A 26,586-nucleotide genomic window follows, 5' to 3' on the forward strand; every position below is an offset into this window, starting at 1 on the left:
ATTCGATTAGTTATTCCAATATTTATAAAGCGCCTGAGTCCCGCTATTTCCTTCGCCTTTTTCTGCCAATAGATAATAAAGTGATTTGGCTAAAGACAATCCCGGAAACTCTATTCCCATTAGCTCTGCTTCGTCCAAGGCGATTTTCATATCCTTAATAAAATGCTTTATGTAAAAGCCAGGTTCAAAATCCCCATGTAACATTCTTGGTGCAAGATTACTTAATGACCAGCTGCCAGCTGCCCCGGTAGTAATGCTTTTTAACACCTTTTCAGGATCTAGGCCAGCTTTTTCTGCATAAACGATGGCTTCACATACCCCCATCATATTAGAAGCGATTGCGATTTGATTACACATTTTTGTATGCTGACCAGCTCCTGGATTCCCTTGATAGACAATATTAGTCCCAAGATACCCAAGCAACGGCCGCACCGCTTCAAAAGTCTCCTTCGCACCGCCAGCCATAATTGAAAGCTTGGCCTCCCTGGCGCCTATATCACCACCCGAAACAGGTGCATCGATAACGTGAATTTCATGTTTTAAAGCCTCTTCATAGATTTTTACTGCAAGAGACGGTGCAGAAGTGGTCATATCAATAAAAAAGCTTCCCCGCTGGCCATGTCTAATTAAACCGTCTTCACCAAGATATATTTCTTCTACATCGTTTGGGTAACCTACCATCGTAAAAATAACTGAAGCCTTTTCCGCCATTTCCTTTGGTGAATTAGCCCACATAGCCCCACTCTCTAGTAATTCAGCTGCCTTTTCTTTGGTCCTGGAATATACCATTAAAGGGTATCCTGCCTTTAATAAATGCCCGGCCATACTTTTACCCATAACACCTGTTCCAATAAAACCAATAACCGTATTTTCTGGAGTAAGCAAAATGATCGTTCCTCTCATTTTTATTTACCTTTATTTTAGCACTATCGTATTATATATTGGGGGAATTTACAAAAAAAGACCGAAACGTCTCAGTCGTTCCGGTCCTTTGTGCTCCATCTCCAAATTTATGCACATACTAATGTTGTCCATTTACTTGAAAAAAACTCACTTTATTTTTACAATTCAGATGAAAAATTTGTCAAGTATACTCTTCCAAATACTTCCTTATCATTAAATACTTCAATCGAAACGGCGTTGTTTTGCTCAATCATTTTTTTTAGTTCTTCAATATGTAAATCCTGTTGTAATGGTATGGGATCCATAAAAATATATTTCTCACTTTTTCCTTTTACTTCTAAATATTCTCCGTTTAGTACTTGGTCTTCACCATATATGATTTCCCTTTTTCCGATTGCTGCAGCTAATTTGTCATCGTGAATGGTTACTTTTACCTTATATAATTGGTGAGCTTCAAGGATTTCATTGTTAATCCTGAAACGAAATTGTAGTTCATTATTTTTCGTCAGCAGCGCATCCGCATAACGATTAACGATTAGTTCATTAGAAAACAAAATTCCACAACCGCTTAGTAGAAATGAACAAAAAATTCCTATAACCAAAACAAATATCATTCGAGTATTCCTGCGCATCTGTAACACTCCTTTATATTTTTTACCATAACCAAAAATTCGTGGTAATAAACGTAAAGAAAGGTTAATTAAGGGAATTAATATTCTAGTTAAATTGATTTTATCATGCCGCCGTCGACAAGAAATGAACTGCCTGTCATATAAGAATTTGCGTCTGACAGCAAGAAAACAGCTACATTGGCAAATTCTTCAGGTGTTCCATATCTCTTCAAAGGAATCCCCGCTTTAGCCTGTAATTCAACGGTTTCTCTGTCCAGTCCCAGCTTATCTGCGTTTATTTGATCCAGGTGCTTTACACGGTCAGTCGCAATTCGGCCGGGCGCAATTGTATTAATAATAATGTTATCGGGAGCAAGCTCAGATGCCAGAGTTTTTGATAGTCCGATAATCCCAGTCCTGAAGGTGTTTGAAAGTATTAATCCTGGTATTGGTTCCTTTATCGAAGAAGATGCAATGTTAAGGATTTTCCCTCCCTGTTGTTTTAAATATGGTAAAACTTCGCGGATCATTCTCACATAGGATAATAGATTTAATTCAAATGCTGCTTGCCATGCTTCATCGGTTAAATCCTCAAAAGAACCAGCTGGAGGTCCACCAGCATTATTTACAAGCATGTTTATTCCGCCAAAGGTTTCTGCTGTTACTGATACAAGCTGCTTAATGTCTGCATGTTTAGTAATATCAGCTTTTTGGTAGGCCACTTTTCCAGTTCCAATTACTTCTAGTTCATAAGCTTTTTGTTTTAGTTTTTCATCGTCCCGGCCGGAAATCATCACATTGGCCCCTTCTCTTACAAGCCGCTCCGCAATTGCAAACCCTAATCCTTGGCTGGAAGCAGCAATTAGCGCTGTTTTACCATATAAATTCAATTCCATTATTTGTTCATCCCCTTCTTGAAGTTCTATTTCTATTATACAAAAAATAAGTAGAAAAAGTTGGTAATGTATTTTGACAAAAAAAGAGTCAATTTTTATTTTGTCTGAATCTAAATTAACGATGTTGATTGTCTTTGCTATCTGGCCTGTTGATTTCCGCCCAAACAACAGGGAGGCAAATTGACATAAAGAATTGCTAATTAATAAAGAAAATAAATAAAAGGCTGTCGAAAGTTTTTCGACAGCCTTAGGCAGACCATCTGCCTCATTAATTGCTTGTTTCATTTAGAATGTATGTGCAAAATCCTTTGCACGCGCTATTGCATTTTCTTTGATTTCATTGGCTTTATCAGGCATCGCATTATGGCCTTCAACAAATAGTCCTTCCAATGTCGGAACTCCAAAAAAGCTCATCATCACACTAATATATCGGTGCCCCATTTCCATTTGGGCGGCTGGTCCCTCAGAATAAAATCCACCACGTGCTTGTATGTGCAAGGCTTTTTTATCCGTTAAGAGACCGATTGGGCCATTCTCAGAATATTTAAAGGTTTTTCCGGCAACGGAAACAGAATCCAAATAAGCTTTCATGACAGGAGGAAAAGAGAAGTTCCATAATGGTGTGACAAACACATATTTATCAGCTGCCACAAACTGTTCACTTAATTCACCAAGACGGCTTACTTTTGCCTTTTCTTCAGAAGTCAGCTCATCGAATGCTTGGCCGGAGCGAAGCTTTCCCCACCCACTAAATACATCCGCATCAATATGGGGGATGTTTTCTTTGTATAAATCTAAATGAACAACCTCATCATTCGGATTAACCTGTTTATAGCTCTCAATAAAGGCTTTACCAACTGCCATACTATACGACATTGTTTCATTATGAGGGTGGGCTGTAATATATAAGACCTGTGCCATTTTAATCACCTTTCTTTTTACAAATATATGACATTTTAGTTTTAGTCAAAAAGCCCTAAAATAATCAAAAAGGATTTGTCAATTTGACAAATCCTTTTACTACCTTTTTATTATTCGTTTGAATCTAGTGAATAAGGATTGCGACCAATGCTTTTTCTCATTTCATCAGTCATTAGGAATGGTTCATTTACCACTGACTCATCTGCTGCCTGACTTGTTAGAGAACTGCCATCATAATGTACAGGTTTTTGTTCCATAATTCCTTTCACCTCCACCAATTCCTACTTTTTAGTTATTCGCATATGTAATCCAGGTCTTTCTGACTATTATTGTACCAAATATTTCATAAATTTTACATAATAATATGAATAAAATATTAGTAAAATTTACACAAAAAAAGGTTCTGTTAAACTTAGCTGTTGATTTACGCTCCAGGCGCGAGCGGTTCGCGCAATCCGCTTCAATCAACAGTGTTAAAAATCAACAATACCCTTTAACATAGCCAAAAAAACCGACTATTTTTAAAGTCGGTTTTTTTTAATGTTTATTATTTAGTTGCCGCGTTTACCGCATCTATTACCTGACTGGTTGTTTGCATATTTAAAACTTCACTTGCAAGCTTTTCCATGTCAGATTTTTTCAAATTCTTAATGAGAGAGCGAGCCTTTAATATTGAGGTTGCACTCATGGAGAATTCATCAAGCCCTAGACCTAATAGAACTGGAATTGCTGTTTCATCCCCTGACATTTCACCGCACATACCTGCCCATTTTCCTTCTGCATGTGCTGCATCAATCACCATTTTTACTAAGCGTAAAATCGATGGGCTATAAGGCTGATAGAGGTATGAAACCTGCTGGTTCATGCGGTCTGCAGCCATCGTATATTGAATTAAATCGTTTGTGCCGATACTGAAGAAGTCAACTTCCTTTGCAAATTGATCAGCAAGTACAGCAGTAGATGGAATCTCTACCATAATCCCAAGTTCAATCTTTTCTGCTACTTTTTGACCTTCAGTAACAAGCTTTTGTTTCTCATCTTCAAGAATTGCCTTTGCTTCACGGAATTCATCCAAAGTAGCAATCATTGGGAACATAATTTTGAGGTTTCCATAGCTGCTTGCTCTTAAAAGGGCTCGAAGCTGGGTACGGAAAATCCCTTGTTCCTCCAAACATAAACGAATCGCACGGAAGCCTAGGAAAGGATTCATTTCCTTAGGTAGGTCTAAATAAGGCAGTTCTTTATCGCCGCCGATATCTAAGGTACGAACAACGACAGGTTTTCCGGCCATACCTTCTAAAACAGCTTTATACGCTTCAAACTGCTCATCCTCTGTTGGAAGCTGATCCCTGCCCATGTAAAGGAATTCGGTTCTATATAAACCTACACCTTCGCCGCCATTTTCAATTACTCCTTTTAAATCATTAGGAGTTCCGATATTAGCAGCGAGTTCAACGTGGTGTTCATCAGCAGAAACGGTAGGCTCATTGACAAGCTTGGCCCATTCCGATTTTTGAACTTCATATTCTTCATGTGTTTTACGGTATTCAGCAACAAGTTCTGGCGTTGGGTTAATATGTACTTCCCCTTTGAGTCCATCGACAATAACTAAGTCGCCATTATTAATTTCCTCAGTAGCAGTTTTTGTACCAACTACAGCTGGAATTTCCATCGACCGAGCCATAATCGCGGAATGGGATGTACGGCCGCCAATATTAGTTGTAAAACCTTTGACAAATTGGCGGTTCAATTGTGCTGTATCAGACGGTGTTAAATCCTCTGCTACAATGATTACTTCTTCGGCAATCATGCTCGGATTAACCAATTGAACTCCTAGTAAATGCGCTAATACACGTTTTGTTACATCGCGGATATCAGCAGCACGTTCCTTCATGTATTCATTATCCATTTGTTCAAACATCATAACGAACATATCCGCCGTTTCTTTAAGAGCAGACTCTGCATTTACTTTTTCAGACTGAATTTTATCCTCGATTGGTGCATTAAGCTCAGGGTCACTTAGGACAAGTAAATGCGCTTCAAAGATTGCGGCTTTATCTTCACCAAGGTCAACCTTCGCCCGGTCCCGAATTGCTTCCAGTTCAGACTTAGATTTAGACATAGCCTGACGGAATCGTTCAATCTCAGCAGACGGTTCGTCAATTGTCTTTTTCTCAAAATTCAAATCCGGTTCAACCAGTCGGTATGCTTTTGCAATCGCAATACCGTTTGATGCTGCAATACCATTTAAAAAAGTCATTATTCTGCCAATCCTTCTTTTTTCAATGTCTCTTCAAGGCTATTTAGAGCATCTGCAGCGTCGCTGCCTTCAGCTGAAATTTTTATGTCTGAACCTTGACCGATTCCTAAGGACATAACACCCATAATTGATTTTAAATTAACAGTTTTTCCTTTGTATTCTAAATTGATTTCTGAATCAAATCTGCTTGCAGTTTGCACTAAAAGTGTTGCTGGTCTTGCATGAATTCCTGTTTCTGCTGTTACTTTAAATTGTTTTTCTGCCATTTAAAATCAAACTCCTTTTAGTTTAAATGTAGTAAAATGATGCTTATGATAACCCTTACAATATATTCCTTTTAGTCATTTTTCTTACAAATAGACCTGTTATATTTTCCCCTAAAAGGAATTTTAGTATGTAAGCTTTAAGCCTCATTTATGGTTAATAATCTTAATACAATTGCTAGAATAACACGTTCAAACAATACAGACAACTTATAAACTAGAATGTAAGCGCATTAAAAAATGATAATTTAATTTTTTTTACAAATTTCATGAAATAGACATAAAAAGCTGTCATACTAGACAGCTTTCATGCTCAATTTCCATTTACTGCATGTGGATATTCTTCTTGATCGTCAACAGGAATAACAGTATTTCTTAATGCATCTTCTAAGGATAATTGATATTTTTTCTTTAGTTCCTCTGTCCAGGAAAATTTGTCTGCCATATATTCGATTACTTGGTTCTTCCACATTTCGACTAATCTGATATTAAATAAAATTGCGCTGGTTCTACGATTAAAGAAATCCAATGGTGTTGCTGCCATTTCGCCCTCAATTGCATAAACCAATTTGGCAAATAAATCTATTGGGAGTTTATATTTCACCAAATCTTCCTTGTTCTTTTTTAAAAGTTGATAAACAGAATTTATGTTTGAGCCGTACATTTTTGCTAACTGTTCTGCTTCCTTATGGGTTAATCCCGCTTCAACACCCTTGTTGATTTGATTCGTTACAAAGGCAGCGAATTTCTTTGAACCCCCGACATTACCGCCAGAAATTGGTAAATTCTTCGTTTGTGATAAAGGAAAGCTTCGGTTTTCTTCAAATTGAAATTTTTCAACTAATAAATCAACAATGGATTCTGCCATTTTTCGATATCCTGTTAATTTACCTCCCGCAATGGTAATTAAACCCGAATGAGACTCCCAAATTTCATCCTTCCGGGAAATTTCTGAAGGGTCTTTCCCTTCTTCGTAAATAAGCGGCCGAACCCCAGCCCAGCTGGATTCAATGTCTTTTTCCGTAATTTGGACATCGGGGAACATATAATTGATTGCACTAATAATATAATTTCTATCACTAACTGTCATGTTTGGATTGACAGCATCTTCATTGTAGAAGGTATCTGTTGTTCCTACATAAGTTTTTTTGTCCCGTGGGATAGCAAAAACCATACGTCCATCTTGAGTATCAAAATAAATGGCTTGTTTCAAAGGAAATCGTGATTGGTCGATGACTAAATGGACTCCTTTTGATAGCTGCAGTGTTTTTCCCTTTTTTGATTTGTCCATTTCACGAATCGTATCAACCCATGGGCCGGCGGCATTCACAATTTTTTTCGCATGGACTTCATATTGTTCTCCCGTTAACTGATCTTCGACAAGAATACCAACCACCCTGCCATTTTTGTAAATAAGTTTTATGACCTTTGTATAATTTAAAGCGATTGCTCCTTTTTCGACAGCCGCCTTCATGACTTCAATAGTCAAACGGGCATCATCTGTCCGGTATTCCACATAATAGCCCCCTCCTATTAAACCATCTTTTTTAACTAGAGGTTCCTTTGCTAACGTCTCTTCTAGGGACAGCATAGTACGCCGTTCAGAATTCTTTACACCGGCCAAAAAGTCATATACCCATAACCCAATTGAAGTACTAAATTTACCGAAGGATCCGCCTTTGTGCATTGGGAGCAGCATCCACTCCGGTGTTGTTACGTGCGGCCCATTTTCAAAAAGAATAGCCCGCTCCTTTCCAACCTCAGCTACCATTTTTACCTCTAACTGTTTTAAATAACGCAGTCCCCCATGGACTAATTTAGTTGATCTGCTTGAAGTCCCAGCCGCAAAATCCTGCATTTCAACAAGTGCTGTACTCATGCCGCGGACTGCAGCATCAAAGGCAACGCCGGCACCTGTGATACCTCCGCCGATAATTAAAACGTCAAATTGGTCGTTTTTTAGCTTATTAACAATTCTGTTACGATATAAATTTGAAAATTTCATTTGAAATACCTCCTAAAAAAGAGCCGTATTATTAAATATGCAACTAGGGTTTAAGAGGAAATAAAAAAAGACCACAAAAGCCATTACCTTTAAATGATAATGTTTTTTGTGGTCTTTTCGAGTTTTATTTAAAAACGATTGCCGCTTTAACTGCTTTTTTCCAGCCATCATACAAATTTGAGCGGGTCTCTTCGGTCATTGTCGCATTAAATTGCCGCTCTATCGCCCATTGCTTTGAAATTTCTTCTTGGTTTTTCCAATATCCTACCGCAAGCCCTGCTAAATAGGCAGCTCCCAAGGCAGTAGTTTCATTAATAATAGGTCTTTCAACTGGAACATTTAGAATATCGCTTTGGAAATTCATTAAGAAATTATTTTTCACTGCCCCGCCATCTACTCGTAGTGTTTTCAGGTCAATACCAGAATCGGCCTCCATGGCAGATAAAACATCTTTTGTTTGATAAGCTAGTGATTCTAGCGTTGCCCGAACGAAATGTTCCTTTGAAGTTCCGCGCGTTAAACCAAAGACGGCACCACGGACATCACTATCCCAGTATGGTGTACCTAATCCAACAAAGGCGGGAACCACATATACCCCATCTGTAGATTCAACTTTTTCAGCATACCCCTCACTGTCCTTCGCGTCCTTCAATATTCTTAAGCCGTCACGAAGCCATTGAATTGCTGAGCCTGCTACGAAAATACTTCCCTCTAATGCGTATTCAATCTTGCCATTAAAACCCCAGGCAATCGTTGTAAGTAATCCATGTTCCGATCGGACTGCTTTTTCACCTGTATTCATTAGCATAAAGCACCCAGTGCCATAAGTATTTTTCGCCATTCCTTTTTCAAAACATGCCTGGCCGAATAATGCCGCCTGCTGATCGCCCGCAGCACCGGCAATAGGCACTTCCTTACCAAAGAAATGATAATCTATTGTGCTGGCGTATATTTCTGACGAAGGACGAACCACAGGGAGCATTGATTTTGGTACTCCCAGGATTTCTAATAATTCGTCATCCCATTTAAGCTCATGAATATTAAACATTAATGTACGGGAAGCATTCGAATAATCAGTGACATGGGCAACTCCCCCAGAAAGCTTCCAAATTAACCAAGTATCAATTGTGCCAAACAATAGTTTCCCTTGTTCAGCTTTTGCACGCGCCCCGTCTACATGATCCAATATCCATTTCACTTTTGTCCCTGAGAAATAGGCATCAATTAATAAGCCTGTCTTTTCACGGAATAATGGATCATGGCCTTTTTCTTTGAGAGCATCACAAATTTCGCTAGTTTGTCTAGACTGCCAAACAATGGCATTGTACACTGGTATTCCTGTTTCTCTATCCCATACTACTGTTGTTTCTCTTTGATTAGTGATTCCAATCCCCGCTATTTGGTCTGCATTTATGCCCGATTCGGATAGCACCACAGCAATGACTGATAAAATGGAACCCCAAATTTCATTTGCATTATGCTCAACCCAGCCAGGTTTCGGAAAATGCTGTGTAAATTCCTTTTGTGCAGTATGGACAATTTCCCCGCTTTTATTAAAAAGAATGGCTCGAGAGCTGGTTGTTCCTTGGTCTAAAGATAAAATATACTTTTCCATTTATATACACCCCTAGAAAGCGCATTCATTAAATATTATAACAGAAGCAGGTAATATATTCTGATTCATTGCCTCCGAACCCTTTCCTTTGCTTTCAGCCCATTTTTATGAATTTCTTTCAGTTTCTGCTTTATCCGGTGAACATCATTTCTTATCGTGTTTTGGTCCTCCATTGAAGATAAAAGCCCCCCATAGCGGACTTTTTCATAGATTTCGATTATTTCATTTGATTCTGTTATGCCCGTTCTATTAAACCATTCCTGTATGTTTTCAAAAGGAAATCTTCCTAACTGGAGCTTTTGGGCAAATTTCTCTAATTCAAATATTTCCTTTCTTATAATATCCTCTGGCGGTCTCTCCCTCTTGCGAAGAAAAGATGTAAGCTTTCGCGAAAACACACCTTCAGAAACTTCTACTAAATTCGAGGGATTTCCTGAAAATGTTTGTAATTTTAATTTTCTTTTATAAATGAGATAAAAAATAAACCCAAGTAAAGCTAATATGAGAATGAGATACAATATATTTTCTGTCATTCCAAATGTCTGCTCTTGATATTTGCCTGAATCAAGCTCGATTTTGATTTCTTTATTATTTGGTTTATACTGTTTATTTTCATATGAACTTAAAAGATATTGGAACAAATTTAATAAAGGTTCTGCCATCCTGCTAAACATCAAAATGCTTAAATGTAAAATACCAAAAAAAGCTTCTTGAATATATTTCAGTAAAAAAGTAAGTATGAAACCTCCTAAAGAAAGCCCAGCGAGAATTTTTATATAATATAATGCAAACCTCAATTTATCCCCATGAATCGCATTCCATTTCCTAAATAAGTTGGCAGCTAGCACTAAAAAAAACTTAACTATAAGAAGAATGATAATTTGATTTTGATAAGCATAGTGGCTCATAGCTGAGTAAATTATAGCAACTATTCCGATAAAAAATGACAACAGTAACATAAGAACGTCCGAACGGCCAGAAAAATCATCATATAAGATAATCCCGCGCCAAAAAATAAACACACTCATAACCATCCATAAAGAAATTGGCAGCCCTGTTTGATAGCCAACGATTAACAATAAAGGAAAAACGGTTAAAAAATAAATCCATTTTCCTTTATTTTGGTATTGATGGAGGAGAATAATAAAAAAGACTATGCCCCCTAAACAAATTGGAAACAAAAAGAAAAAAGGAGGTAACTCTTGTTTATTTATAAAGTATAAAAATACTAAAAGCATTCCCAGCATTAATTCCAACGTAAAATGGTAAGAGACAGCCACTACACGATTAATCATATCGAAAGCCTTCTCTCATTCCTATTATCCAATCCCCTTAATACGCCCTGATCATCCTCAATAAATAGTTCAAACAATCGTATCCCTCTTTTGCTCATATTAAACAACAATCTATTCGTAGTATCCTTCCGAATTCCTGCATGAATAAAAAAGGGTTGTTCTGTTAAATGGTTATTGAAAAACGAAAGCAATTGGTCATAAGGCAAGCTTGTATTTTGCAGACTTATCGAAGAAAGTGTTTCTAATACCTTTTGCAAATGCTCTTTACCTGCTCCTTTTGCAAGATATAGAAAAGGGGTGTTTCCGGCTGTTCGAACGTTAATGCATATAGAATAGGGGATATTCCTTTTATATGCATGATAGGCAAACTCCGTTATACCACTGAGCAATTTTTCAAGGTTGCCTGTAATGGAATGCCCATCAGAAACATTTAAGGCAATATTCCAACCTATTTCCGAGATGGTTTCATAGATTTTAGTTTGTAATGTTTGGTTTTTTGCACTGGCTTTCCAATGGATCTTGTTAAAGCTGTCAGTTGGTGCATAATCCCTTGTTCCAACCGGTCCGAGGCGGTCCTCATAAAGTGATTGAGGTAGAGCATTTGTCCCTTGAAGAATGGACATTTGCTCAATTAGGCCCTTTACTGGTATTGGTTCTGGATAAACAATTGCCAGCTGTTTGAGAAAATACTTGGATTCCATGATAGATTCCCCGAAACCAAAAAGGCTTGGTATATGTATTTCAAGCTTCCGAATTTTTGCTATACCTCTCATTTTCGCCGTATAAGGGATCCTAATTTGTTTGGTATTCTGCATGTAGATGGAAAAAGGGACAGAAATTTCATATATATAAAGATTGGATTCTAACTGGCTGCTCTCCGGTGCAACAAAATGATCGAAGAAAACCTTTAACTCCCCTTTTAAAATGGGAAACCCGTCGTTTTGAATGGTTATTGTCCATTCGCCTTTTCCATTAACAAATAGTCGTTTTTTTTCGGGTATATTATCGATTGAAAGCCCTTCCCCAACTCTTTTTAAATAAAACTGATTAGCAATGCTGACAGCTAAAAAAAAGACCGCTAAAAACAATACTAATTTTGACTGCATATAAAGGCTCACAAAGATTAATATAATGGCTGCTCCGTTAATACCCTGAATTTTCCGTTCTTCCACTAGATGCTTGTTCCAAATCATCCATTAGCCCCCGCTTCAACTGGAACAGGAGTTGAATCAAGAATATCCGCAATAATAGTTTCAGGTGTTTTGGTTAATGACCCTTCAATGGACAAGTAAATCCGATGACCTAGCACAAACGGTGCTACTTGCTTCACATCCAAAGGGGTAACATATGTACGGCCGTTCAACAATGCTTTTCCCTGCGATGCCCTCATTAAGGCTAAGGTTCCTCTTGGGCTCACTCCTAGTTCAATACTATTATTCTCTCTCGTTTTTAGTATAATTTTAAGTAAATAATCCTCCATTTCACTTGATATATGGACTTTATTGATGGACACCTTTAATTCTTCTATTTCTTCATTTGAAAAAACTTGTTCAATAGCGTTTAGTTTCTTATCGCCACGATGAATGTGCATGATTCTTTTTTCATCTTCATAGTCAGGGTAACCGATTTTTATTTTGATAAAAAACCGGTCCATTTGCGCAACAGGCAATGCAAAAGTTCCTTGTTGTGATTCGACTGGATTTTGTGTAGCAATGACCATGAAGGGCTCCGGTAATGGAACCGTTTCACCATCGATTGTTACCTGTCTCTCTTCCATTACTTCTAATAAACTGGACTGTGTTCTTGGTGTTGCTCGATTAATTTCATCGGCTAAGACGATATTCGCCTTTATAGGACCATGACGTAATTCAAACTCTTGCACCTTCGGATTGAAAAATTGAATCCCAGTTACATCACTTGGTAAAACATCCGGGGTAAATTGAATTCGAGAAAATTCCCCGCCAATTGCTGTTGCGAAACTCTTAGCAAGCAATGTTTTACCAGTCCCAGGCACACTTTCAAGCAAAATATGCCCATTAAATAATAAAGATATGGCCATTAATTCTATTTCCATATCCTTTCCAACAATCACTTTGCTGATTTCATTTTTTAATTGACCTATTTTTTCAGTTAAAGCCATTCCTGTCTCTCCTAAAAAATCTCTGTATTTTTTGAATCTCCTGCTTAACTTCTTGGTTCTTTTAAATATTGATATAAAACATCCCCGCCTCTTTGGCCAATGCCGCGGAAATGTTTAAAATCCTTCCGTTTTACGAGGACTTGGCGAAATTCCATAAAATCTTCATTTTTGACGTAGTACTCAGACAAATCTCCTGTCATCAAGCGATCTAAAATTTCAGTAATCATTTCATCCTTCATTTCAAAATACACCACCTTTTATCTCTATCTATTTTATCGTATCTGGGATTTATTAAGTCAAAATTGAGAGCGTTTTCAATTATTTTTTCAAATTTTTCTAGATATAATCAAATACTTACAAAGAATTAACGAAATTGTCAAATAAAGGGCTTTACGAATTAAGGAAAGTAGTGCAAACTGTTATTTAAATGGATTTCATATAACGCTTTTAGGCAAAGGAGAGAGACTAAATGAAGAAAGCAGAAGTAGGAAATATTATTGAATTCCGTGGTGGTTTACAAGGAATAGTAGAAAAAGTAAATGAAAATTCTGTTATAGTCGACCTAACATATATGGATAATTACCGTGATTTAGAATTAGACCAACGTACCGTTGTCAATCATAAAAATTATAAAGTTGTAAAAGAAAGCGCTTTTTAATTTGATATTTTAGTAGAAAAGGCAGTCTACCCACTGCCTTTTCTTTTTTGTACTATTTACCCTGTCCTGTTTCTTTCGATAATTGTTTTAATGATTTTACTTTTCCGTGAGGATTTTGATCCTGTTTTCTAACAGTCCATTCCCTCTCTTGCTGACTTTGCGATTTACTCATATCTCTCACTCCTTTCCTGATTATTTTTTTCAATTTTTTATGTTCTTATTATAGGATTTGGATAAAATGTTTAATGATAATAAATTTATTGAAGATCAAAGGAGTTTACAATGATTAAGAACATCTTCTCGGACATGCGCCTCGTGATTGGAATATTAATCGCTCATTTACTTATTTTCTTTTCTTTCCACGATAAAGCAATATTTTGGTATATCTTTTCTGGTTCTTTACTAATATTAATTGTTTATGCAATGTTTCAAGGAGATGTTGATGATAAAGCATCCTTTATTAAATATATCTTTTTTGGCGCCGTATCTGGGGTTCTATTATATGCTGTTTTTTGGCTGGGTTATCACACCCTTGACTTCTTACATTTTCCTTTTAAAAAAGGATTGAATAAACTCTATAAATGGTTTGCCCCTTCATTATTTTGGCAATATCTTGCCCTGGTTTTCGTTGCTGCACCAGGAGAGGAATATTTTTGGCGTGGATTTGTTCAAAAAAGATTATCGAAGCATTTAGGACCGATTATCAGTATTTTAACAGCCTCTTTATTGTATGCCTCTGTACATATTTATTCAGGGTCCTTTTTATTAGTTTTTGCCGCATTTATAACTGGATTTGTTTGGGGCTGCTTATATTTTTGGAAAAAAAGCATGCCACTGGTAATTGTATCGCATATCATTTTTGATATAATGATTTTCATTATTTTTCCCCTGCAATAGGAAGACAGCTATTCAGTGTCGAATAGCTGTCTATTTTCTTTCATTTGCCGTAAATGGCTTCATCCAAAGTAATACAAAAAAGGTCATACAAATATACCCAAACAATGGATATAGATATGATAACAGCGTACTGTAATTTACCAGACTTATGAGATAAGAAATGGCAAAAATGCCGGAAACTGATGCAATTGTGGGAATATTCATATATTGTTTCAGTTGACGGTCAAGACCAAAGACATTTCCAATGACCGAAGTAAAAATTTCTCCGTAGATAACGACAACAAAAATCCAATAAAAAAACGGGGCTAAATTTTTCATGATAATCGCCATCGGGATGTCATACAATTCAAGGTTTGGCAGCATGATCAACGTAAAATGGCTTGCTATTAATATTAGAGTCAGCGCAAGACCACCAAGAATTCCTCCCCATTTAATCGTCCAATCATCTTTTATCTCAGTTGCTACTGGCACCAACACAGCCTGGGCTAACCCCAGATTCAAAGCCACATACGAAAATGGAGCCACGACACTCTTCCAGCCATCGTCAGCATGGGGAATAAATAAAAATTGACTCAAAAAATTCGGCATTCGTAATGAATAAACCATTAATATTAAGCTGAAGGAAATCATTAACGGAACGACAAATGTATTCACAGCAAAAAGACCCTTTGTGCCAATTAACATGACCATAAAGGAGAGAAAAATCGTTAGAAATACCCCAACTGTTTTAGGAATCCCCAGCTGTTCCTCAAATACTGCCCCAGCCCCTGCGAGCATAACCGCACTTACCCCAAGCAGCATCAATAGCATAAAAACATTGATGAGCCGGCTCGGCCATTTACCAAATAGGTATTCATTAAACTCCTGGTAGGATTTTGCCTCAATCTGAGCAGCCATTCGCATCATCTTAGAGCCAATTGCCACAAAGAAATAACCGCTCATTAATATACTTATAAAGCCAAAGAAACCAAATCGAGAAAAAAATTCTACGATTTCTTTTCCTGTGGCGAAACCTGCACCAACAACAGTCCCTACATAGACCGCTGCAATTTGAAAGGCCGCTGCCCAATTCCGCTTCACACCATCCCCCCCTTATCACCAATATATGTATGGAGGGACAAACTAAGACGAGCTTTTTCTGCAATTGTTAACATTTACTATAAGCAAACATCTTGAAAGTCAAAAATGGTCAGAGTATACTATGCTCATAAGGTCAAAGATAGTCAAAGTCAAATTGGTAAAAGCTAAATAACAAGGAGGTTATTACTTATGCTTTGTCAACGATGCAATCAAAACAACGCAAACGTACAATTATCTCTTAATATTAATGGACAACGTAAGGATATGAAGCTCTGTCACGAATGTTATGCAACTGAGAAAAAGGCAATTGGGGCAGGCTTTGGGCCGAATATGAATGCTTTCCCAGGTTTCTCAATTGAAGATTTGTTTAAGGCTAAAAACTTCTCACAAAATTTAAATTCAAATGGTCAATTTGCGACCCAAAGTACAAGAAAACATAACGGTTTTATTGATCAATTTGGGCGAAATTTAACGCAAATGGCTAAAGCCGATTTAATTGACCCAGTAATCGGCCGTAATGACGAAGTTAAGCGCGTCATTGAAATTTTAAACAGAAGAAATAAAAATAATCCTGTATTAATCGGGGAACCCGGTGTCGGTAAAACGGCCATAGCTGAAGGTCTTGCCCTTAAGATTGCTGAAGGAAATGTACCAGGAAAGTTACAAAATAAAGAGGTTTATCTACTTGATGTTGCTTCCCTTGTAGCTAATACGGGTATACGTGGTCAATTCGAGGAACGAATGAAACAGTTAATTACAGAATTACAAGAAAGAAAAAATATTATCCTGTTCATCGATGAAATACATCTACTTGTTGGCGCCGGTTCTGCTGAAGGATCAATGGACGCTGGCAACATTTTAAAGCCTGCCCTTGCCCGTGGTGAGTTGCAAGTGGTCGGTGCTACAACATTAAAAGAATATCGTCAAATCGAAAAGGATTCCGCATTAGAGCGTCGTTTTCAGCCAGTCCATGTTCTAGAGCCTGATAACGAAGCCGCTATTAATATCCTAAAAGGAATCCAAAAGAAATACGAAGACTACCATGAAGTAACCTATACTGATGAAGCAATCCATGCTTGTGTCCAATTATCACAGCGCTATATTCAAGACCGCTTTTTACCTGATAAAGCGATTGACGTATTGGATGAAGCCGGTTCAAAATTAAATCTTGCTTCTGAATACAAAAGCACTGACCAAATTGAAGCACGTCTAAAAGAACTTGCTGCTGAGAAGGAACATGCTTTAAAAAATGAACATTATGAAACAGCAGCCAAGCTTCGTGATGAAGAAGCAAAACTTGAAAAGGCATTAAATACTGCAGCAAGTACAGAAAGACCCGTTGTCACTGTTTCACATATCCAAGAAATCATTGAACAAAAAACAGGTATTCCTGTTGGAAAACTGCAAGAAGATGAACAGCTAAAAATGAAAAATTTAGAAGTAAATCTAAATCATAAAGTTATCGGACAAGAAAAAGCCGTCCAAAAAGTGGCAAAAGCGATTAGACGCAGCCGTGCCGGCTTAAAATCAAAACACCGTCCAATAGGTTCCTTCCTATTTGTGGGTCCGACAGGTGTCGGTAAAACAGAATTAACGAAAACTTTAGCAGAAGAATTATTCGGCACGAAAGAATCGATGATCCGCCTTGATATGAGCGAATATATGGAGAAACACAGTGTCTCAAAATTGATTGGTTCACCTCCAGGCTATATTGGTCACGATGAAGCAGGACAGCTTACTGAAAAGGTCCGCCGAAACTCGTACAGCATTATTCTGTTGGACGAAATAGAAAAGGCGCATCCAGATGTCCAGCATATTTTCCTGCAAATTCTCGAGGATGGCCGTTTAACAGACAGTCAAGGCAGAATCGTAAGCTTTAAAGACACTGTAATTATTATGACAAGTAATGCCGGGGTCGGACACAAAACGGTTCATGTCGGCTTTGGTACAAATGAAGCGGTTGAAGAGGCAAGTATTCTTGATTCACTGGGAAGCTTCTTTAAGCCTGAATTCTTGAATCGTTTTGATGGGATCATTGAATTTAATTCATTGGGCAGACAACACATTTTGACTATCGTTGACCTAATGATTAATGAATTACTAGAAACACTAAAAGAACAAGACATGGAATTAACGATTACCACTGACGTTAAAGAAAAATTAGCTGAGTTAGGCTACCACCCTTCTTTCGGAGCTCGTCCACTTCGCCGGGCCATTCAAGAACAGCTGGAGGATAAAATTGCAGATTATATTCTTGAACAGCCTGATGCGAAAAAGTTAACAGCAGTAATGGAGGGTGCAGAATTACGTGTTGTGTCAACAGTGAATGCAGTTTCTTAATGAAAAACCTGTGTTAAATGGTATTGTTGTTTTTTATACTCTGTTGATTGGAGCGGAAATCAACAGACAAGTTAAACAGAGCCAATGACAAAAGCGAAGCCCTAACACGGCTTCGCTTTTTAACGTAAAATTAAAGCTTTTTATCTTCAATAGAATTCAACCATTTTTCAATTTCACTAACGACAGATTCCACACAGCCGTTTTCAAATGGTGAAATTAAATGAGCAGCCTCGACAAGCTTAGTAAAAGACATGCTTCCGCCAAGCTTACAAAGGTTTACATAATCTTCCCAGGCTTCTTCTTGATTTTCTCTAGAACGCTTCCAGAATTGGAACGCACAAATTTGTGCAAGAGTATAATCGATATAATAGAAAGGTGAATTATAAATATGACTCTGACGCTGCCAGAAGCCGCCCTTTTCTAAATATTCTTGACCATCATAATCTTTATGCGGCGTATATTTTTTCTCAATTTCCCGCCATGCCTGCTTCCTTTCATCTGGTGAAGCTGTCGGATTTTCATATACCCAATGCTGGAATTCATCCACGGAAACACCATAAGGCAGGAATAATAATGCATCACTTAAATGAGAAAACTTATACTTATCGGTATCTTCTTTAAAGAATAGCTCCATCCACGGCCAGGTGAAAAATTCCATACTCATCGAATGAATTTCACATGCTTCGTAGGTTGGCCAATAATATTCAGGTATTTCAAAATGACGGCTTGAATAAACCTGAAAGGCATGGCCTGCTTCATGTGTTAGAACATCAATATCCCCTGAGGTTCCATTGAAATTAGAAAAGATAAACGGCGCCTTATAATTTTCTATATACGTGCAATAGCCCCCGCCTGCTTTCCCTTTCTTAGCAACAAGGTCCATTAAATTATTTTCCTGCATAAAGCTGAAAAATTCTCCCGTTTCTTTCGAAAGGTCTTCATACATTTTTTGCCCGTTTTCGATAATCCATTCCGGGCTTCCTTTTGGTTTTGCATTTCCTGTTTGATAAATGAAATTTTCATCATAATATTTTAATTGTTCAAGACCAAGACGCTCCTGCTGTCGCTTTTTCAATTTAGTTGCGATTGGAACAATAAAATCTTTTACTTGATCACGGAAATTTGCAACCATCTCCGCGTTATAATCGGTTCTCATCATTCGATAATATCCAAGTTCAACAAAGTTCTTATAGCCCAGTGTTTGGGCAATTTCTGTTCTTACCTTTACAAGATCATCAAAAATGCGGTCTAATTCAGCTTCATGTTCAGCTAAAAAACTAAATTTCGCTTCATTGGCCTCTTTTCTCGTCTCGCGGTCCGTAACCTGAGTAAAAGGCTCCAACTGAGCAAGTGTTCTTTCTTCCCCATCAAAAACAATTTTTGCGGAAGCTATTAGCTTCGTATATTCAGTTGAAAGTCGATTTTCCTTCTGAAGCAGTGAAACAATTTCAGGTTTAAAAGTCTTAAGCTGGCCTTCAGCAAGTGCAAAAAGCTGTTCACCAAGTTTTTCTTCAAGCTCTGTTCGGAATTTGGAATCCACTAATGCCTTATAATACTTGGATACCAAACCTTCAACCTCAGGCTGAACTTCATCCATAAAATCCTGTTCTGCCTTATAGTATTCGTCATCTGTATCAATCGAATGGCGGATATAACAAAGATTGAACATCGTTCCCAGGTCATTTCTTAATTGATTAATGTTGTTCATTTCCTTGATTTGTTCTTCGGCAGACACAGCATTTTTGAAGCGCGCCAACACAGTATCAAATTTTACTGTTACTTCTTCTAAGTTCGGACGAACATATGTATAATTTTCAAAACTCATTGAAACATCTCCTTTGTACTAATTTTCCAGCAATATTCAATTCGACACTATTCAATAATATTCCTTTATAAAAAAAAAATACGGCAATAGCCGTATTAAAATTTCCCTGCAGGGATTCCTAATTTTTTCAAGAGTTCAATTGCTTGAAGTTTCTCTTCACCAGAAAGACTAGACATAAGCTTATCAATTTCCTGTGCATGCTCAGGAAAAATATCTTGAATAAATTTTTTCCCTTCATCCGTTATTTGTGCATAGGTGACACGTCTGTCCTTGGGACAAGCAATTCTTTTCAGCAATCCTTTTTGTTCAAGTTTATCAACTACATAGGTAATGCTTCCGCTCGCAAGTAGAATTTTCCCGCCAATTTGCTGCATAGGCTGATCGCCTTTATGATATAGAAGCTCTAAAACAGCAAATTCTGTTGGATTTAAACCATTTGCTTGTATAGCCTTATTAACATGCTCATTTATAGCTTTATAGGCTCTTGAAAGAACAATAAATAATTTTAATGAAGTAGAAACTGAATCGTTTTCCATAGAAACTCATCCTTTTAAATTATCTCGATTTCAAAATTATTATAAAAAATTTTTGAGGTACTGTCAAATTCCCTTTTAATGGTATAATGATTTCGTTAAGAAAGATAACTGAATTATTTGAGGTACATTCATGAAAATTCACAAAAGCAATTTACTTACTTATTTAATCGTTGTGGTTATTCCAGTTTTCCTTTTTTGTTTATATTTTTATAATGATATTTTAAAAGAAATTGATAGCAGCAGAAAAGAGAATGCTAGTTGGATCGCATCTATTTACCAGAAAAACTGGGACCAATTCATTAGCGAAACCGTGACTAGTTTAAAAATATTGTCGCTATCAGCCGAGGATACCCTGTTCACACCACAGAAAATGGAACCGCTCCTCAATAAAGTGAACCAAAACGATCCAAGGTACAGTGGACTCTATTTACTTGATACGACTGGAAAAATTTTAACAGGTACGGTTTCATTACGAAATGAAGCTGATTTTTCCAAATTAGACTTTATTCAAGAAGTAATCAAAACGAAGGACATTATTATTTCTGAACATGAGGAAATTCTAAAAAATAACCAAAGAGTCATCGGGTTAGCAACACCAGTTCTTGATGCAGATCACAATTTAAAGGCCATTCTTGTTGCTGACCTCAGGATTGATTATATGAGGAACGTGATGAAGGTTCTTACTCCGGATACCAAACTTTATGTTGTGAATGGTGCCGAAAATCCCCTCATTGAAATAAATGTGAAGCGAAAAGATATGATAGATACCACAAACTGGGTCACTACACCAATGGATCGTTTGCCATGGAGCATAAAAGTGAAAATGGCCGACCGAAATGGAAAACAGATTGTCAATGAAATAGGAGAAAATTTATTTTTCATTCTTATCATCACACATATTCTCTTTTTGCTAATCAAATATATCTTGTTAAGAATTCATACCGGTCGAGAAAGAAAACAGAATGAACTCCAGAAGCTTGAATTAGTGGGTACATTGGCTGCTAGTACTGCACATGAAATCCGGAATCCACTTACAGGTGTTAAAGGGTTAATACAACTTCTAAGTGAAAAATATACGGAACCCCATGACCGCTATTATTTTAATGTTATTAACTCTGAGCTTAAACGAATAAATGAAATCGTCAGCGAGTTTTTAATATTAGGTAAGCCGACTGCACAACTTATCGATAATGTAAATATAAATGAAATCATTCATGAACTGAGTCCATTAATAGTATCTGAAGCAAATTCTCATAATATAGAGTGTATATGGCGGATTTCAGAGCAACCGGTGATAGTAAAATGTGTAAAGGACCAAATTAAACAGGTAATCTTAAATATTACCAAAAATGCCTTAGAATCATTTGAAAGCACTGGGACGCTTGAAATTGCACTACAAAAAATGGCAGATGTTTGCAAAATTAAGATTATTGATAATGGTAAAGGGATTCCAAAGGATGAGTTAGAAAAAATATTTCGTCCGTTTTATACCTCCAAAGAAACAGGTACAGGTCTTGGCTTGGTTATCTGTAAACGAATCATCAACTCTTTCGAAGGGACTATCGAGATAACCAGCGCAGAAAAAATAGGCACTACGGTTGAAATAACATTGCCGATAGCAAAGGAAAAACGAGACTAATCCGTCTCGTCAGATTGTCGAGAAAGGTAATTTTTCTCGGCAATTTTATTTTGTCTGAATCAAAATTATTGATTTTTTATGAATTGATTGACTCTGCTAACTGGCCTGTTGATTTCCGCTCCGGGCACTCGCTTTCCGCGGGGAGGTCCTAGAGCCTCCTCGGCGCTATGGCGCCTGCGGGGTCTCTAGTGACCTCTATATCCCGCAGGAGTCGAGTGCCCTCCGCTCCAATCAACAGGGAGGTAGATAATCCAAAATTATAGCAACACACCTTTTCCAACCTTGCTAAATGCGGTGCAACCTAATTTGTATAAAGGTAAGGTTAAATGTTTATCTAAATCGGGAAAATGCTTTATAAATTTATAAAGGGGAAAATTGAGCGAAGATTCACCGACTCAAAAGAGCTACACAGGCTTCGGGGATTAAAAAATGTGGTTCTCCTGAATTCAGCATGCAAAAATACACAAATTCATATTCATTTGGCTAGTTTCTTTTGGCTTAAATTAACCAATTTTTCATATTATTTAATAGGTTAGTAAGTTCTTTATTGAATAACACTCTGTTGATTGGAGCGGAAGGCGCGAAGACTCCTGCGGGAGTACGGGGCAGGGGAGACCCCGCAGGAGCGAAGCGACGAGGAGGCTCCCCTGCACGTCCGCGGAAAGCGAAGCGCCTGGAGCGCAAATCAACAGACCAGTTTAATAGCCTATATTATAATACTATTATAACGAATTAATACAGTGAATTATTAAAGGGAACAAATGAAATAAAAGGCTATCGAAAGTTTTTCGACAGCCTGATGAGACTAATCCGTCTCGTTTTTTTGCTCTATTTGTTCCCATTTACTTAATTTCTTGAATTTTACGGTATAATTCTAATTTTTCTTCATCAGAAAGCATTCTCTCTGCTATGGGGAATAGTACATTTTCTTCTTTCGCAAAATGTTCTGTTAAAATGTAGTATGCGTTTTGTATTAGTTTGGCAAATGTTTTCATTTCTGAAGATGATGACGGCACGTTTAACGATTTTTCAAGAAATGCTTTGATATTTGCTTTCGCCTGATCATGCTCATATTCCATGACCGCAATTGGACCGGATGTTGTACCAATATAAACACCCATCATTGGAAAAAGAATTCCTTCTTCCCGTTCTGAATGAGGATCTAATGCTGCTTTAAATTCCTTTACTTTCGTAATTAATTCATTAAAATTCTTTTCAAGCTCTATTTCTTGATCAATTTTTTGTGTTAAAGTAAATAATCCCTCTAATTGTGCTAATAATGGGGGATGTTCACCCTTTAATTGTTTAAGTCCTTCACTTAATTCAGCCTGCGGCATTCCTCCGAAAGCACTCATACATCCACTCATAATCTTTTTCACCTCTAACCAATTTATTGCCTTAAGTATAAAAAGAAATAACCGTTTATGTAGTGACTAAGGTCACATCTAATAATTTTCCAGGTTGATCCGTCATTTTTTTGTCGAATTTATGAAAACGTTTTATATTTTTTAAAAATTTTAACATTTATCACTCAAAAATCGTTAATAGTTTCATATAATATAGTTAAGAAAGACAAAGGAGGGCAAAATCCCATGAAAACGCCAAATTATCACGATTTTTACGAAAAGGCATTAATCCCGATTGGTTTGAATGACCTTAGCTCCCTAAAGGATACGGAAGCTCATTGCCCTATTTCCCCCTCAACTCACTGGCTCATTGCAGTAGAAGGAGTGCAGCTGGCACAGCCAAAGATATATTATCATTGGAAAGTGAGTGTTTATCCTGCTGACTGCGAAGGGGATTTCAATTGGAAAACGCCATATTATTGTTCTGCAAACATGGAGTCTATAGACTCTGCAATAGCTTTTGCCAGCTCATTAATAAGTTCTGGCAAAAAAGATGAACTTACCTCCTCCACGATATTAGAGAAAATCAGCTAATCCTCATAAATTTCTTCCTTAAGCTTCACCTTCTTTTTATCCCTACTTGTGAAATAACATACATATAGTGTTTTTCTATATCTTTCAAAATAAAAAAGTGCTGTTTGCAATGTTTGCATACAGCACTTTTTTATTAGGCTAAACGGAAGACAATACCGTGTCCGCCCTTCGGATATTCCCATTTAATGTTCTGGTATGGACATCCGATACGGCAGCTACCGCACTCATGGCAGCCTTCATAGCCCACTTGCATCCTGGTCCCTTCCCATTTGTATACCTCGGCAGGACAAAAGACGGTACAAATTTTGTCAGGACATTTCGTCATGCAAATATCATGATCAAGTACGGTCAAATGAGATTTCGTGTCACACTTAAAACGGAGAAGATACTGTTTTTCTTCGATATTTTTAGTTGACATTATTTCACCGCCTTCCAAGCTCGATAAATATCTTGAATTACCCGAAGCGTTCCTCTTTCTGATGTCACACTCTTCATGATTTGTTTCTGTTTATCGCGTTTTGGTGTTCCATCTACAGTAAAGAATTTGCTCATTGCTTTGTTCATCATTGGTACATACTCTTTGAAGTATTGTGGATATTTTTCAAATGTGTGGGCAGCATCTTTATATTTCTCTAAATCTTTAATAATAAAACTATCATAAAGCTTCTCACGATAGAGATTTAAACTGGCTTCAGAAAAGTCTCCCCGATGTTTAGCCTCGATAATGGATTCTGCTGCTAATAATCCTGAATGCATCGCCATGTTCGAACCTTCACGATGAATGGCATTGACAAGCTGTGCTGCATCACCTACAACAATAACACCATTACCTGCCACCTTTGGTACAGAACGATAGCCTCCTTCAGGAATGAGATGGGCAAGATATTCGGCTGATTCACCGCCGGTAATCAACGGTTTTACCATTGGGTGATTTTTCAGGTAATCAAGCAGCTCATATGGCTTCATTTTCGCATTAATCATACTAGATAGGGTCGTTCCTACTCCGATATTTAAGCTATCCTTATTGGTATAAAGGAATGCAGTTCCAAGGTTCCCCTTAGTGGAGTCACCAAATATTTCAATCGTACAGCCTTGATTATCTTCTAAATTAAATCGGTCATTAATTTTTTCTTTTGGCAGATTAATAACTTCCATGACTGTTAAAGCTACTTCATCGGGACGGAATTCTTTATGGAACCCCAACTGTTTGGATAGCAGCGAGTTTACACCATCCGCAAGGACAACGACATCTGCGTAGACCTCACCATTCGGACGGTCGGTGCGAACTCCAATCACCTTACCATTTTCAACTATACATTCGGTTACAACGGTTTCGTTGATAAGCAGTGCACCTGCTTCAACAGCTTTCCCAGCAAACCATTGGTCAAACTGTGCCCGAAGTACGGTAAAGTTATTATATGGCTCTACTGCCCATTCAAGACCTTTATAGCCAAAGGAAACAACAGATTCCTTATCCATCATCCAAAAACGCTGTTCTATTACAGGTCTTTCAAGTGGAGCTTCCTTCCAAAATTCAGGGATGAGCTCTTCCATTTGCTTACGATATAATACACCGCCCATGACGTTTTTAGCTCCAGGGTATTCCCCTCTTTCAATAAGCAATACGTTTAAGCCGCTTTTTGCACAAGTATAGGCACAAGAAGTACCCGCTGGGCCTGCGCCGACAACGATAACATCAAATTTTTCAGACATAGACCATTTCACCGCCTTTTTCCGCTTTAAGCTTCTTAAATTGTGCGATTAGTTTAGGGACAATTTCCATTGCGTCCCCAACAATCCCATAGGTTGCGACATCAAATATCGGTGCATTCGGATCCTTATTAATGGCAATGATGAACTCAGAATTTTTCATACCAACCACATGCTGAATGGCCCCTGATATTCCGATTGCAAAATAAATTTTCGGTGTAACCGTTTCCCCTGTTTGACCAACCTGCTGTTCGTGCCTTAGCCATCCGGCTTCGACCACGTCACGTGTACCCCCAACACTTGCACCTATCGTGTCAGCCAATTCATGAATGAGCTGGAAATTTTGCAGATCCCCCATTCCTTTTCCGCCGCAAACGATTACGTGTGCATCGGCTAAATTGGCTTTTTTTGTTACATCATTCACAATTTGAAGGACTTTTGTCCTAATTTCTTCTTCTACGGTAATTTTCTCTTCGATAATTTTACCAAGCCTGCTTGCTTCTGGCTCTAATGCCTTCATGACCTTTGGTCTCACTGTTGCCATTTGTGGGCGGTGCTTTTTACAAAGAATGGTTGCCATAATATTACCGCCGAACGCAGGTCGGCTTGCTTCTAGTAATCTGCTATCTATATCTACATCCAGCATGGTAGTATCTGCGGTTAATCCGGTGCTTAAGTCAGTTGCCACCGCGCTTGCTAAGTCTTTACCGTTTGGTGTCGCTCCATATAGGATGATTTCAGGCTTATATTTTTTAGCTAAGTGCATAACACCCTTCATATATGACTCTGTTCGGTAATGTTTTAAGACTGGATGATCAATAAGATACACGGTATCTGCGCCGTAAGCTATAACCTCTTGGGCTAAAGGCTTAACTTCATGGCCAAGCAAGAATCCCGCCAATGGAACTTGCAATTTATCAGCAAGCTTTCGCCCGGCACCAAGCAGTTCAAGTGATACACCTTCAATTTTTCCGTCATTTTGTTCGATAAATACCCAGACACCACGATAATCGTCCAGATTCATGTAAACCCCTCCCTGCGGCAAAAAGATT

26 protein-coding genes are annotated in these 26,586 nt (G+C 37.7%); 5 read left to right on the forward strand and 21 right to left on the reverse strand.

What is annotated here, in order from left to right; all coding sequences use genetic code 11:
- Nucleotides 1–6 precede the first annotated feature (6 nt).
- The 13 genes from ACIFOT_RS24750 to ACIFOT_RS24810 all read right to left on the reverse strand — a co-directional run bounded on the left by ACIFOT_RS24750 (nucleotide 7) and on the right by ACIFOT_RS24810 (nucleotide 13,148).
- Nucleotides 7–903, reverse strand: a complete 897-nt coding sequence (locus tag ACIFOT_RS24750; RefSeq protein WP_430069187.1) for an NAD(P)-dependent oxidoreductase — start codon at nucleotides 901–903, stop codon at nucleotides 7–9.
- A 158-nt stretch (nucleotides 904–1,061) separates the two neighbouring features.
- Nucleotides 1,062–1,535 carry a hypothetical protein gene (locus tag ACIFOT_RS24755; RefSeq protein WP_430069190.1) on the reverse strand — a complete coding sequence of 158 codons (474 nt, stop codon included), beginning with the start codon at nucleotides 1,533–1,535 and terminating at the stop codon, nucleotides 1,062–1,064.
- 89 nt (nucleotides 1,536–1,624) lie between these two features.
- A complete protein-coding gene (locus tag ACIFOT_RS24760; RefSeq protein WP_430069193.1) occupies nucleotides 1,625–2,410 on the reverse strand; it encodes an SDR family oxidoreductase in 786 nt (261 codons plus the stop codon).
- Between the two features lie 285 nt (nucleotides 2,411–2,695).
- Nucleotides 2,696–3,331, reverse strand: coding sequence for an FMN-dependent NADH-azoreductase (locus ACIFOT_RS24765; protein ID WP_430069196.1), 636 nt, complete (start codon nucleotides 3,329–3,331; stop codon nucleotides 2,696–2,698).
- 110 nt (nucleotides 3,332–3,441) lie between these two features.
- Nucleotides 3,442–3,588: a hypothetical protein gene (locus tag ACIFOT_RS24770; RefSeq protein WP_430069199.1), complete on the reverse strand. Its 147-nt coding sequence runs from the start codon at nucleotides 3,586–3,588 to the stop codon at nucleotides 3,442–3,444.
- Between the two features lie 290 nt (nucleotides 3,589–3,878).
- On the reverse strand, nucleotides 3,879–5,591 hold the full coding sequence (ptsP, locus tag ACIFOT_RS24775; RefSeq protein WP_430069201.1) for a phosphoenolpyruvate--protein phosphotransferase: 1,713 nt from the start codon (nucleotides 5,589–5,591) through the stop codon (nucleotides 3,879–3,881).
- Nucleotides 5,591–5,857: a phosphocarrier protein HPr gene (locus ACIFOT_RS24780; RefSeq protein ID WP_223595154.1), complete on the reverse strand. Its 267-nt coding sequence runs from the start codon at nucleotides 5,855–5,857 to the stop codon at nucleotides 5,591–5,593. Before ACIFOT_RS24780 ends, ptsP begins: the two co-directional genes overlap by 1 nt.
- 310 nt (nucleotides 5,858–6,167) lie before the next feature.
- Nucleotides 6,168–7,859 (reverse strand): glycerol-3-phosphate dehydrogenase/oxidase, encoded by a 1,692-nt coding sequence (locus ACIFOT_RS24785; RefSeq protein WP_430069204.1) that lies wholly within the window; start codon nucleotides 7,857–7,859, stop codon nucleotides 6,168–6,170.
- A 124-nt stretch (nucleotides 7,860–7,983) separates the two neighbouring features.
- Nucleotides 7,984–9,474 (reverse strand): glycerol kinase GlpK, encoded by a 1,491-nt coding sequence (gene glpK, locus ACIFOT_RS24790; protein WP_430069207.1) that lies wholly within the window; start codon nucleotides 9,472–9,474, stop codon nucleotides 7,984–7,986.
- A gap of 65 nt (nucleotides 9,475–9,539) precedes the next feature.
- Entirely contained in the window at nucleotides 9,540–10,424 is an 885-nt protein-coding gene (locus ACIFOT_RS24795; RefSeq protein ID WP_430069209.1) for a hypothetical protein, read from the reverse strand.
- Nucleotides 10,425–10,765: 341 nt separating this feature from the next.
- Nucleotides 10,766–11,962 carry a DUF58 domain-containing protein gene (locus ACIFOT_RS24800; protein WP_430069212.1) on the reverse strand — a complete coding sequence of 399 codons (1,197 nt, stop codon included), beginning with the start codon at nucleotides 11,960–11,962 and terminating at the stop codon, nucleotides 10,766–10,768.
- Entirely contained in the window at nucleotides 11,959–12,909 is a 951-nt protein-coding gene (locus tag ACIFOT_RS24805; protein WP_430069215.1) for an AAA family ATPase, read from the reverse strand. Before ACIFOT_RS24805 ends, ACIFOT_RS24800 begins: the two co-directional genes overlap by 4 nt.
- Before the next feature lie 44 nt (nucleotides 12,910–12,953).
- The gene (locus tag ACIFOT_RS24810; RefSeq protein WP_430069218.1) at nucleotides 12,954–13,148 is read right to left on the reverse strand and encodes a hypothetical protein; all 195 of its coding nucleotides are present in this window, start codon (nucleotides 13,146–13,148) and stop codon (nucleotides 12,954–12,956) included.
- Between the two features lie 230 nt (nucleotides 13,149–13,378).
- Here ACIFOT_RS24810 and ACIFOT_RS24815 point away from each other — a divergent pair, with 230 nt between their 5' ends.
- Nucleotides 13,379–13,567 carry a YkvS family protein gene (locus tag ACIFOT_RS24815; RefSeq protein WP_289982512.1) on the forward strand — a complete coding sequence of 63 codons (189 nt, stop codon included), beginning with the start codon at nucleotides 13,379–13,381 and terminating at the stop codon, nucleotides 13,565–13,567.
- A 52-nt stretch (nucleotides 13,568–13,619) separates the two neighbouring features.
- Here ACIFOT_RS24815 and ACIFOT_RS24820 read toward each other — a convergent pair whose 3' ends face one another.
- Entirely contained in the window at nucleotides 13,620–13,739 is a 120-nt protein-coding gene (locus ACIFOT_RS24820; protein WP_430069221.1) for a DUF6254 family protein, read from the reverse strand.
- Between the two features lie 110 nt (nucleotides 13,740–13,849).
- Here ACIFOT_RS24820 and ACIFOT_RS24825 point away from each other — a divergent pair, with 110 nt between their 5' ends.
- The gene (locus tag ACIFOT_RS24825; RefSeq protein WP_430069225.1) at nucleotides 13,850–14,464 is read left to right on the forward strand and encodes a CPBP family intramembrane glutamic endopeptidase; all 615 of its coding nucleotides are present in this window, start codon (nucleotides 13,850–13,852) and stop codon (nucleotides 14,462–14,464) included.
- A 30-nt stretch (nucleotides 14,465–14,494) separates the two neighbouring features.
- On the opposite strand, the gene ACIFOT_RS24830 is transcribed toward ACIFOT_RS24825, so the two are convergent.
- Nucleotides 14,495–15,544 carry a YkvI family membrane protein gene (locus ACIFOT_RS24830; RefSeq protein ID WP_430069228.1) on the reverse strand — a complete coding sequence of 350 codons (1,050 nt, stop codon included), beginning with the start codon at nucleotides 15,542–15,544 and terminating at the stop codon, nucleotides 14,495–14,497.
- Between the two features lie 189 nt (nucleotides 15,545–15,733).
- Here ACIFOT_RS24830 and ACIFOT_RS24835 point away from each other — a divergent pair, with 189 nt between their 5' ends.
- Nucleotides 15,734–17,884: an AAA family ATPase gene (locus ACIFOT_RS24835; protein WP_430069231.1), complete on the forward strand. Its 2,151-nt coding sequence runs from the start codon at nucleotides 15,734–15,736 to the stop codon at nucleotides 17,882–17,884.
- A gap of 130 nt (nucleotides 17,885–18,014) precedes the next feature.
- Here the strand turns inward: ACIFOT_RS24835 and ACIFOT_RS24840 are convergent, their stop codons facing one another.
- Both ACIFOT_RS24840 and ACIFOT_RS24845 read right to left on the reverse strand, forming a co-directional pair.
- Nucleotides 18,015–19,709 (reverse strand): M3 family oligoendopeptidase, encoded by a 1,695-nt coding sequence (locus ACIFOT_RS24840; RefSeq protein WP_430069234.1) that lies wholly within the window; start codon nucleotides 19,707–19,709, stop codon nucleotides 18,015–18,017.
- A 95-nt stretch (nucleotides 19,710–19,804) separates the two neighbouring features.
- A complete protein-coding gene (locus ACIFOT_RS24845; RefSeq protein WP_430069237.1) occupies nucleotides 19,805–20,245 on the reverse strand; it encodes a MarR family winged helix-turn-helix transcriptional regulator in 441 nt (146 codons plus the stop codon).
- A gap of 130 nt (nucleotides 20,246–20,375) precedes the next feature.
- On the opposite strand from ACIFOT_RS24845, the gene ACIFOT_RS24850 reads away from it, so the two are divergent.
- Nucleotides 20,376–21,884: an ATP-binding protein gene (locus tag ACIFOT_RS24850; protein ID WP_430069240.1), complete on the forward strand. Its 1,509-nt coding sequence runs from the start codon at nucleotides 20,376–20,378 to the stop codon at nucleotides 21,882–21,884.
- Between the two features lie 842 nt (nucleotides 21,885–22,726).
- Here the strand turns inward: ACIFOT_RS24850 and ACIFOT_RS24855 are convergent.
- Entirely contained in the window at nucleotides 22,727–23,251 is a 525-nt protein-coding gene (locus tag ACIFOT_RS24855; protein WP_430069243.1) for a hemerythrin domain-containing protein, read from the reverse strand.
- A 225-nt stretch (nucleotides 23,252–23,476) separates the two neighbouring features.
- Here ACIFOT_RS24855 and ACIFOT_RS24860 point away from each other — a divergent pair, with 225 nt between their 5' ends.
- On the forward strand, nucleotides 23,477–23,824 hold the full coding sequence (locus tag ACIFOT_RS24860; protein WP_430069245.1) for a hypothetical protein: 348 nt from the start codon (nucleotides 23,477–23,479) through the stop codon (nucleotides 23,822–23,824).
- 133 nt (nucleotides 23,825–23,957) lie between these two features.
- On the opposite strand, the gene ACIFOT_RS24865 is transcribed toward ACIFOT_RS24860, so the two are convergent.
- Genes ACIFOT_RS24865 through ACIFOT_RS24875 form a run of 3 tightly spaced genes read right to left on the reverse strand, consistent with a single transcriptional unit; the run spans nucleotide 23,958 to nucleotide 26,558 of the window.
- Entirely contained in the window at nucleotides 23,958–24,242 is a 285-nt protein-coding gene (locus ACIFOT_RS24865) for a ferredoxin family protein (protein WP_098526926.1), read from the reverse strand.
- Nucleotides 24,242–25,537, reverse strand: coding sequence for an FAD-dependent oxidoreductase (locus ACIFOT_RS24870; protein ID WP_430069248.1), 1,296 nt, complete (start codon nucleotides 25,535–25,537; stop codon nucleotides 24,242–24,244). Before ACIFOT_RS24870 ends, ACIFOT_RS24865 begins: the two co-directional genes overlap by 1 nt.
- On the reverse strand, nucleotides 25,530–26,558 hold the full coding sequence (locus tag ACIFOT_RS24875; protein WP_430069251.1) for an electron transfer flavoprotein subunit alpha/FixB family protein: 1,029 nt from the start codon (nucleotides 26,556–26,558) through the stop codon (nucleotides 25,530–25,532). Before ACIFOT_RS24875 ends, ACIFOT_RS24870 begins: the two co-directional genes overlap by 8 nt.
- Between the last annotated feature and the right edge of the window lie 28 nt (nucleotides 26,559–26,586).

The organism is Neobacillus sp. NRS-1170 (assembly GCF_050468025.1).

What these genes read in the sequence shown, in the direction of transcription:
- ACIFOT_RS24750 (WP_430069187.1), bottom strand. Translation starts at nt 903, where the DNA reads ATGAGAGGAACGATCATTTTGCTTACTCCAGAAAATACGGTTATTGGT.
- ACIFOT_RS24755 (WP_430069190.1), bottom strand. Translation starts at nt 1,535, where the DNA reads ATGCGCAGGAATACTCGAATGATATTTGTTTTGGTTATAGGAATTTTT.
- ACIFOT_RS24760 (WP_430069193.1), bottom strand. Translation starts at nt 2,410, where the DNA reads ATGGAATTGAATTTATATGGTAAAACAGCGCTAATTGCTGCTTCCAGC.
- ACIFOT_RS24765 (WP_430069196.1), bottom strand. Translation starts at nt 3,331, where the DNA reads ATGGCACAGGTCTTATATATTACAGCCCACCCTCATAATGAAACAATG.
- ACIFOT_RS24770 (WP_430069199.1), bottom strand. Translation starts at nt 3,588, where the DNA reads ATGGAACAAAAACCTGTACATTATGATGGCAGTTCTCTAACAAGTCAG.
- ptsP (WP_430069201.1), bottom strand. Translation starts at nt 5,591, where the DNA reads ATGACTTTTTTAAATGGTATTGCAGCATCAAACGGTATTGCGATTGCA.
- ACIFOT_RS24780 (WP_223595154.1), bottom strand. Translation starts at nt 5,857, where the DNA reads ATGGCAGAAAAACAATTTAAAGTAACAGCAGAAACAGGAATTCATGCA.
- ACIFOT_RS24785 (WP_430069204.1), bottom strand. Translation starts at nt 7,859, where the DNA reads ATGAAATTTTCAAATTTATATCGTAACAGAATTGTTAATAAGCTAAAA.
- glpK (WP_430069207.1), bottom strand. Translation starts at nt 9,474, where the DNA reads ATGGAAAAGTATATTTTATCTTTAGACCAAGGAACAACCAGCTCTCGA.
- ACIFOT_RS24800 (WP_430069212.1), bottom strand. Translation starts at nt 11,962, where the DNA reads ATGATTTGGAACAAGCATCTAGTGGAAGAACGGAAAATTCAGGGTATT.
- ACIFOT_RS24805 (WP_430069215.1), bottom strand. Translation starts at nt 12,909, where the DNA reads ATGGCTTTAACTGAAAAAATAGGTCAATTAAAAAATGAAATCAGCAAA.
- ACIFOT_RS24810 (WP_430069218.1), bottom strand. Translation starts at nt 13,148, where the DNA reads ATGAAGGATGAAATGATTACTGAAATTTTAGATCGCTTGATGACAGGA.
- ACIFOT_RS24815 (WP_289982512.1), top strand. Translation starts at nt 13,379, where the DNA reads ATGAAGAAAGCAGAAGTAGGAAATATTATTGAATTCCGTGGTGGTTTA.
- ACIFOT_RS24820 (WP_430069221.1), bottom strand. Translation starts at nt 13,739, where the DNA reads ATGAGTAAATCGCAAAGTCAGCAAGAGAGGGAATGGACTGTTAGAAAA.
- ACIFOT_RS24825 (WP_430069225.1), top strand. Translation starts at nt 13,850, where the DNA reads ATGATTAAGAACATCTTCTCGGACATGCGCCTCGTGATTGGAATATTA.
- ACIFOT_RS24835 (WP_430069231.1), top strand. Translation starts at nt 15,734, where the DNA reads ATGCTTTGTCAACGATGCAATCAAAACAACGCAAACGTACAATTATCT.
- ACIFOT_RS24840 (WP_430069234.1), bottom strand. Translation starts at nt 19,709, where the DNA reads ATGAGTTTTGAAAATTATACATATGTTCGTCCGAACTTAGAAGAAGTA.
- ACIFOT_RS24845 (WP_430069237.1), bottom strand. Translation starts at nt 20,245, where the DNA reads ATGGAAAACGATTCAGTTTCTACTTCATTAAAATTATTTATTGTTCTT.
- ACIFOT_RS24850 (WP_430069240.1), top strand. Translation starts at nt 20,376, where the DNA reads ATGAAAATTCACAAAAGCAATTTACTTACTTATTTAATCGTTGTGGTT.
- ACIFOT_RS24855 (WP_430069243.1), bottom strand. Translation starts at nt 23,251, where the DNA reads ATGAGTGGATGTATGAGTGCTTTCGGAGGAATGCCGCAGGCTGAATTA.
- ACIFOT_RS24860 (WP_430069245.1), top strand. Translation starts at nt 23,477, where the DNA reads ATGAAAACGCCAAATTATCACGATTTTTACGAAAAGGCATTAATCCCG.
- ACIFOT_RS24865 (WP_098526926.1), bottom strand. Translation starts at nt 24,242, where the DNA reads ATGTCAACTAAAAATATCGAAGAAAAACAGTATCTTCTCCGTTTTAAG.
- ACIFOT_RS24870 (WP_430069248.1), bottom strand. Translation starts at nt 25,537, where the DNA reads ATGTCTGAAAAATTTGATGTTATCGTTGTCGGCGCAGGCCCAGCGGGT.
- ACIFOT_RS24875 (WP_430069251.1), bottom strand. Translation starts at nt 26,558, where the DNA reads ATGAATCTGGACGATTATCGTGGTGTCTGGGTATTTATCGAACAAAAT.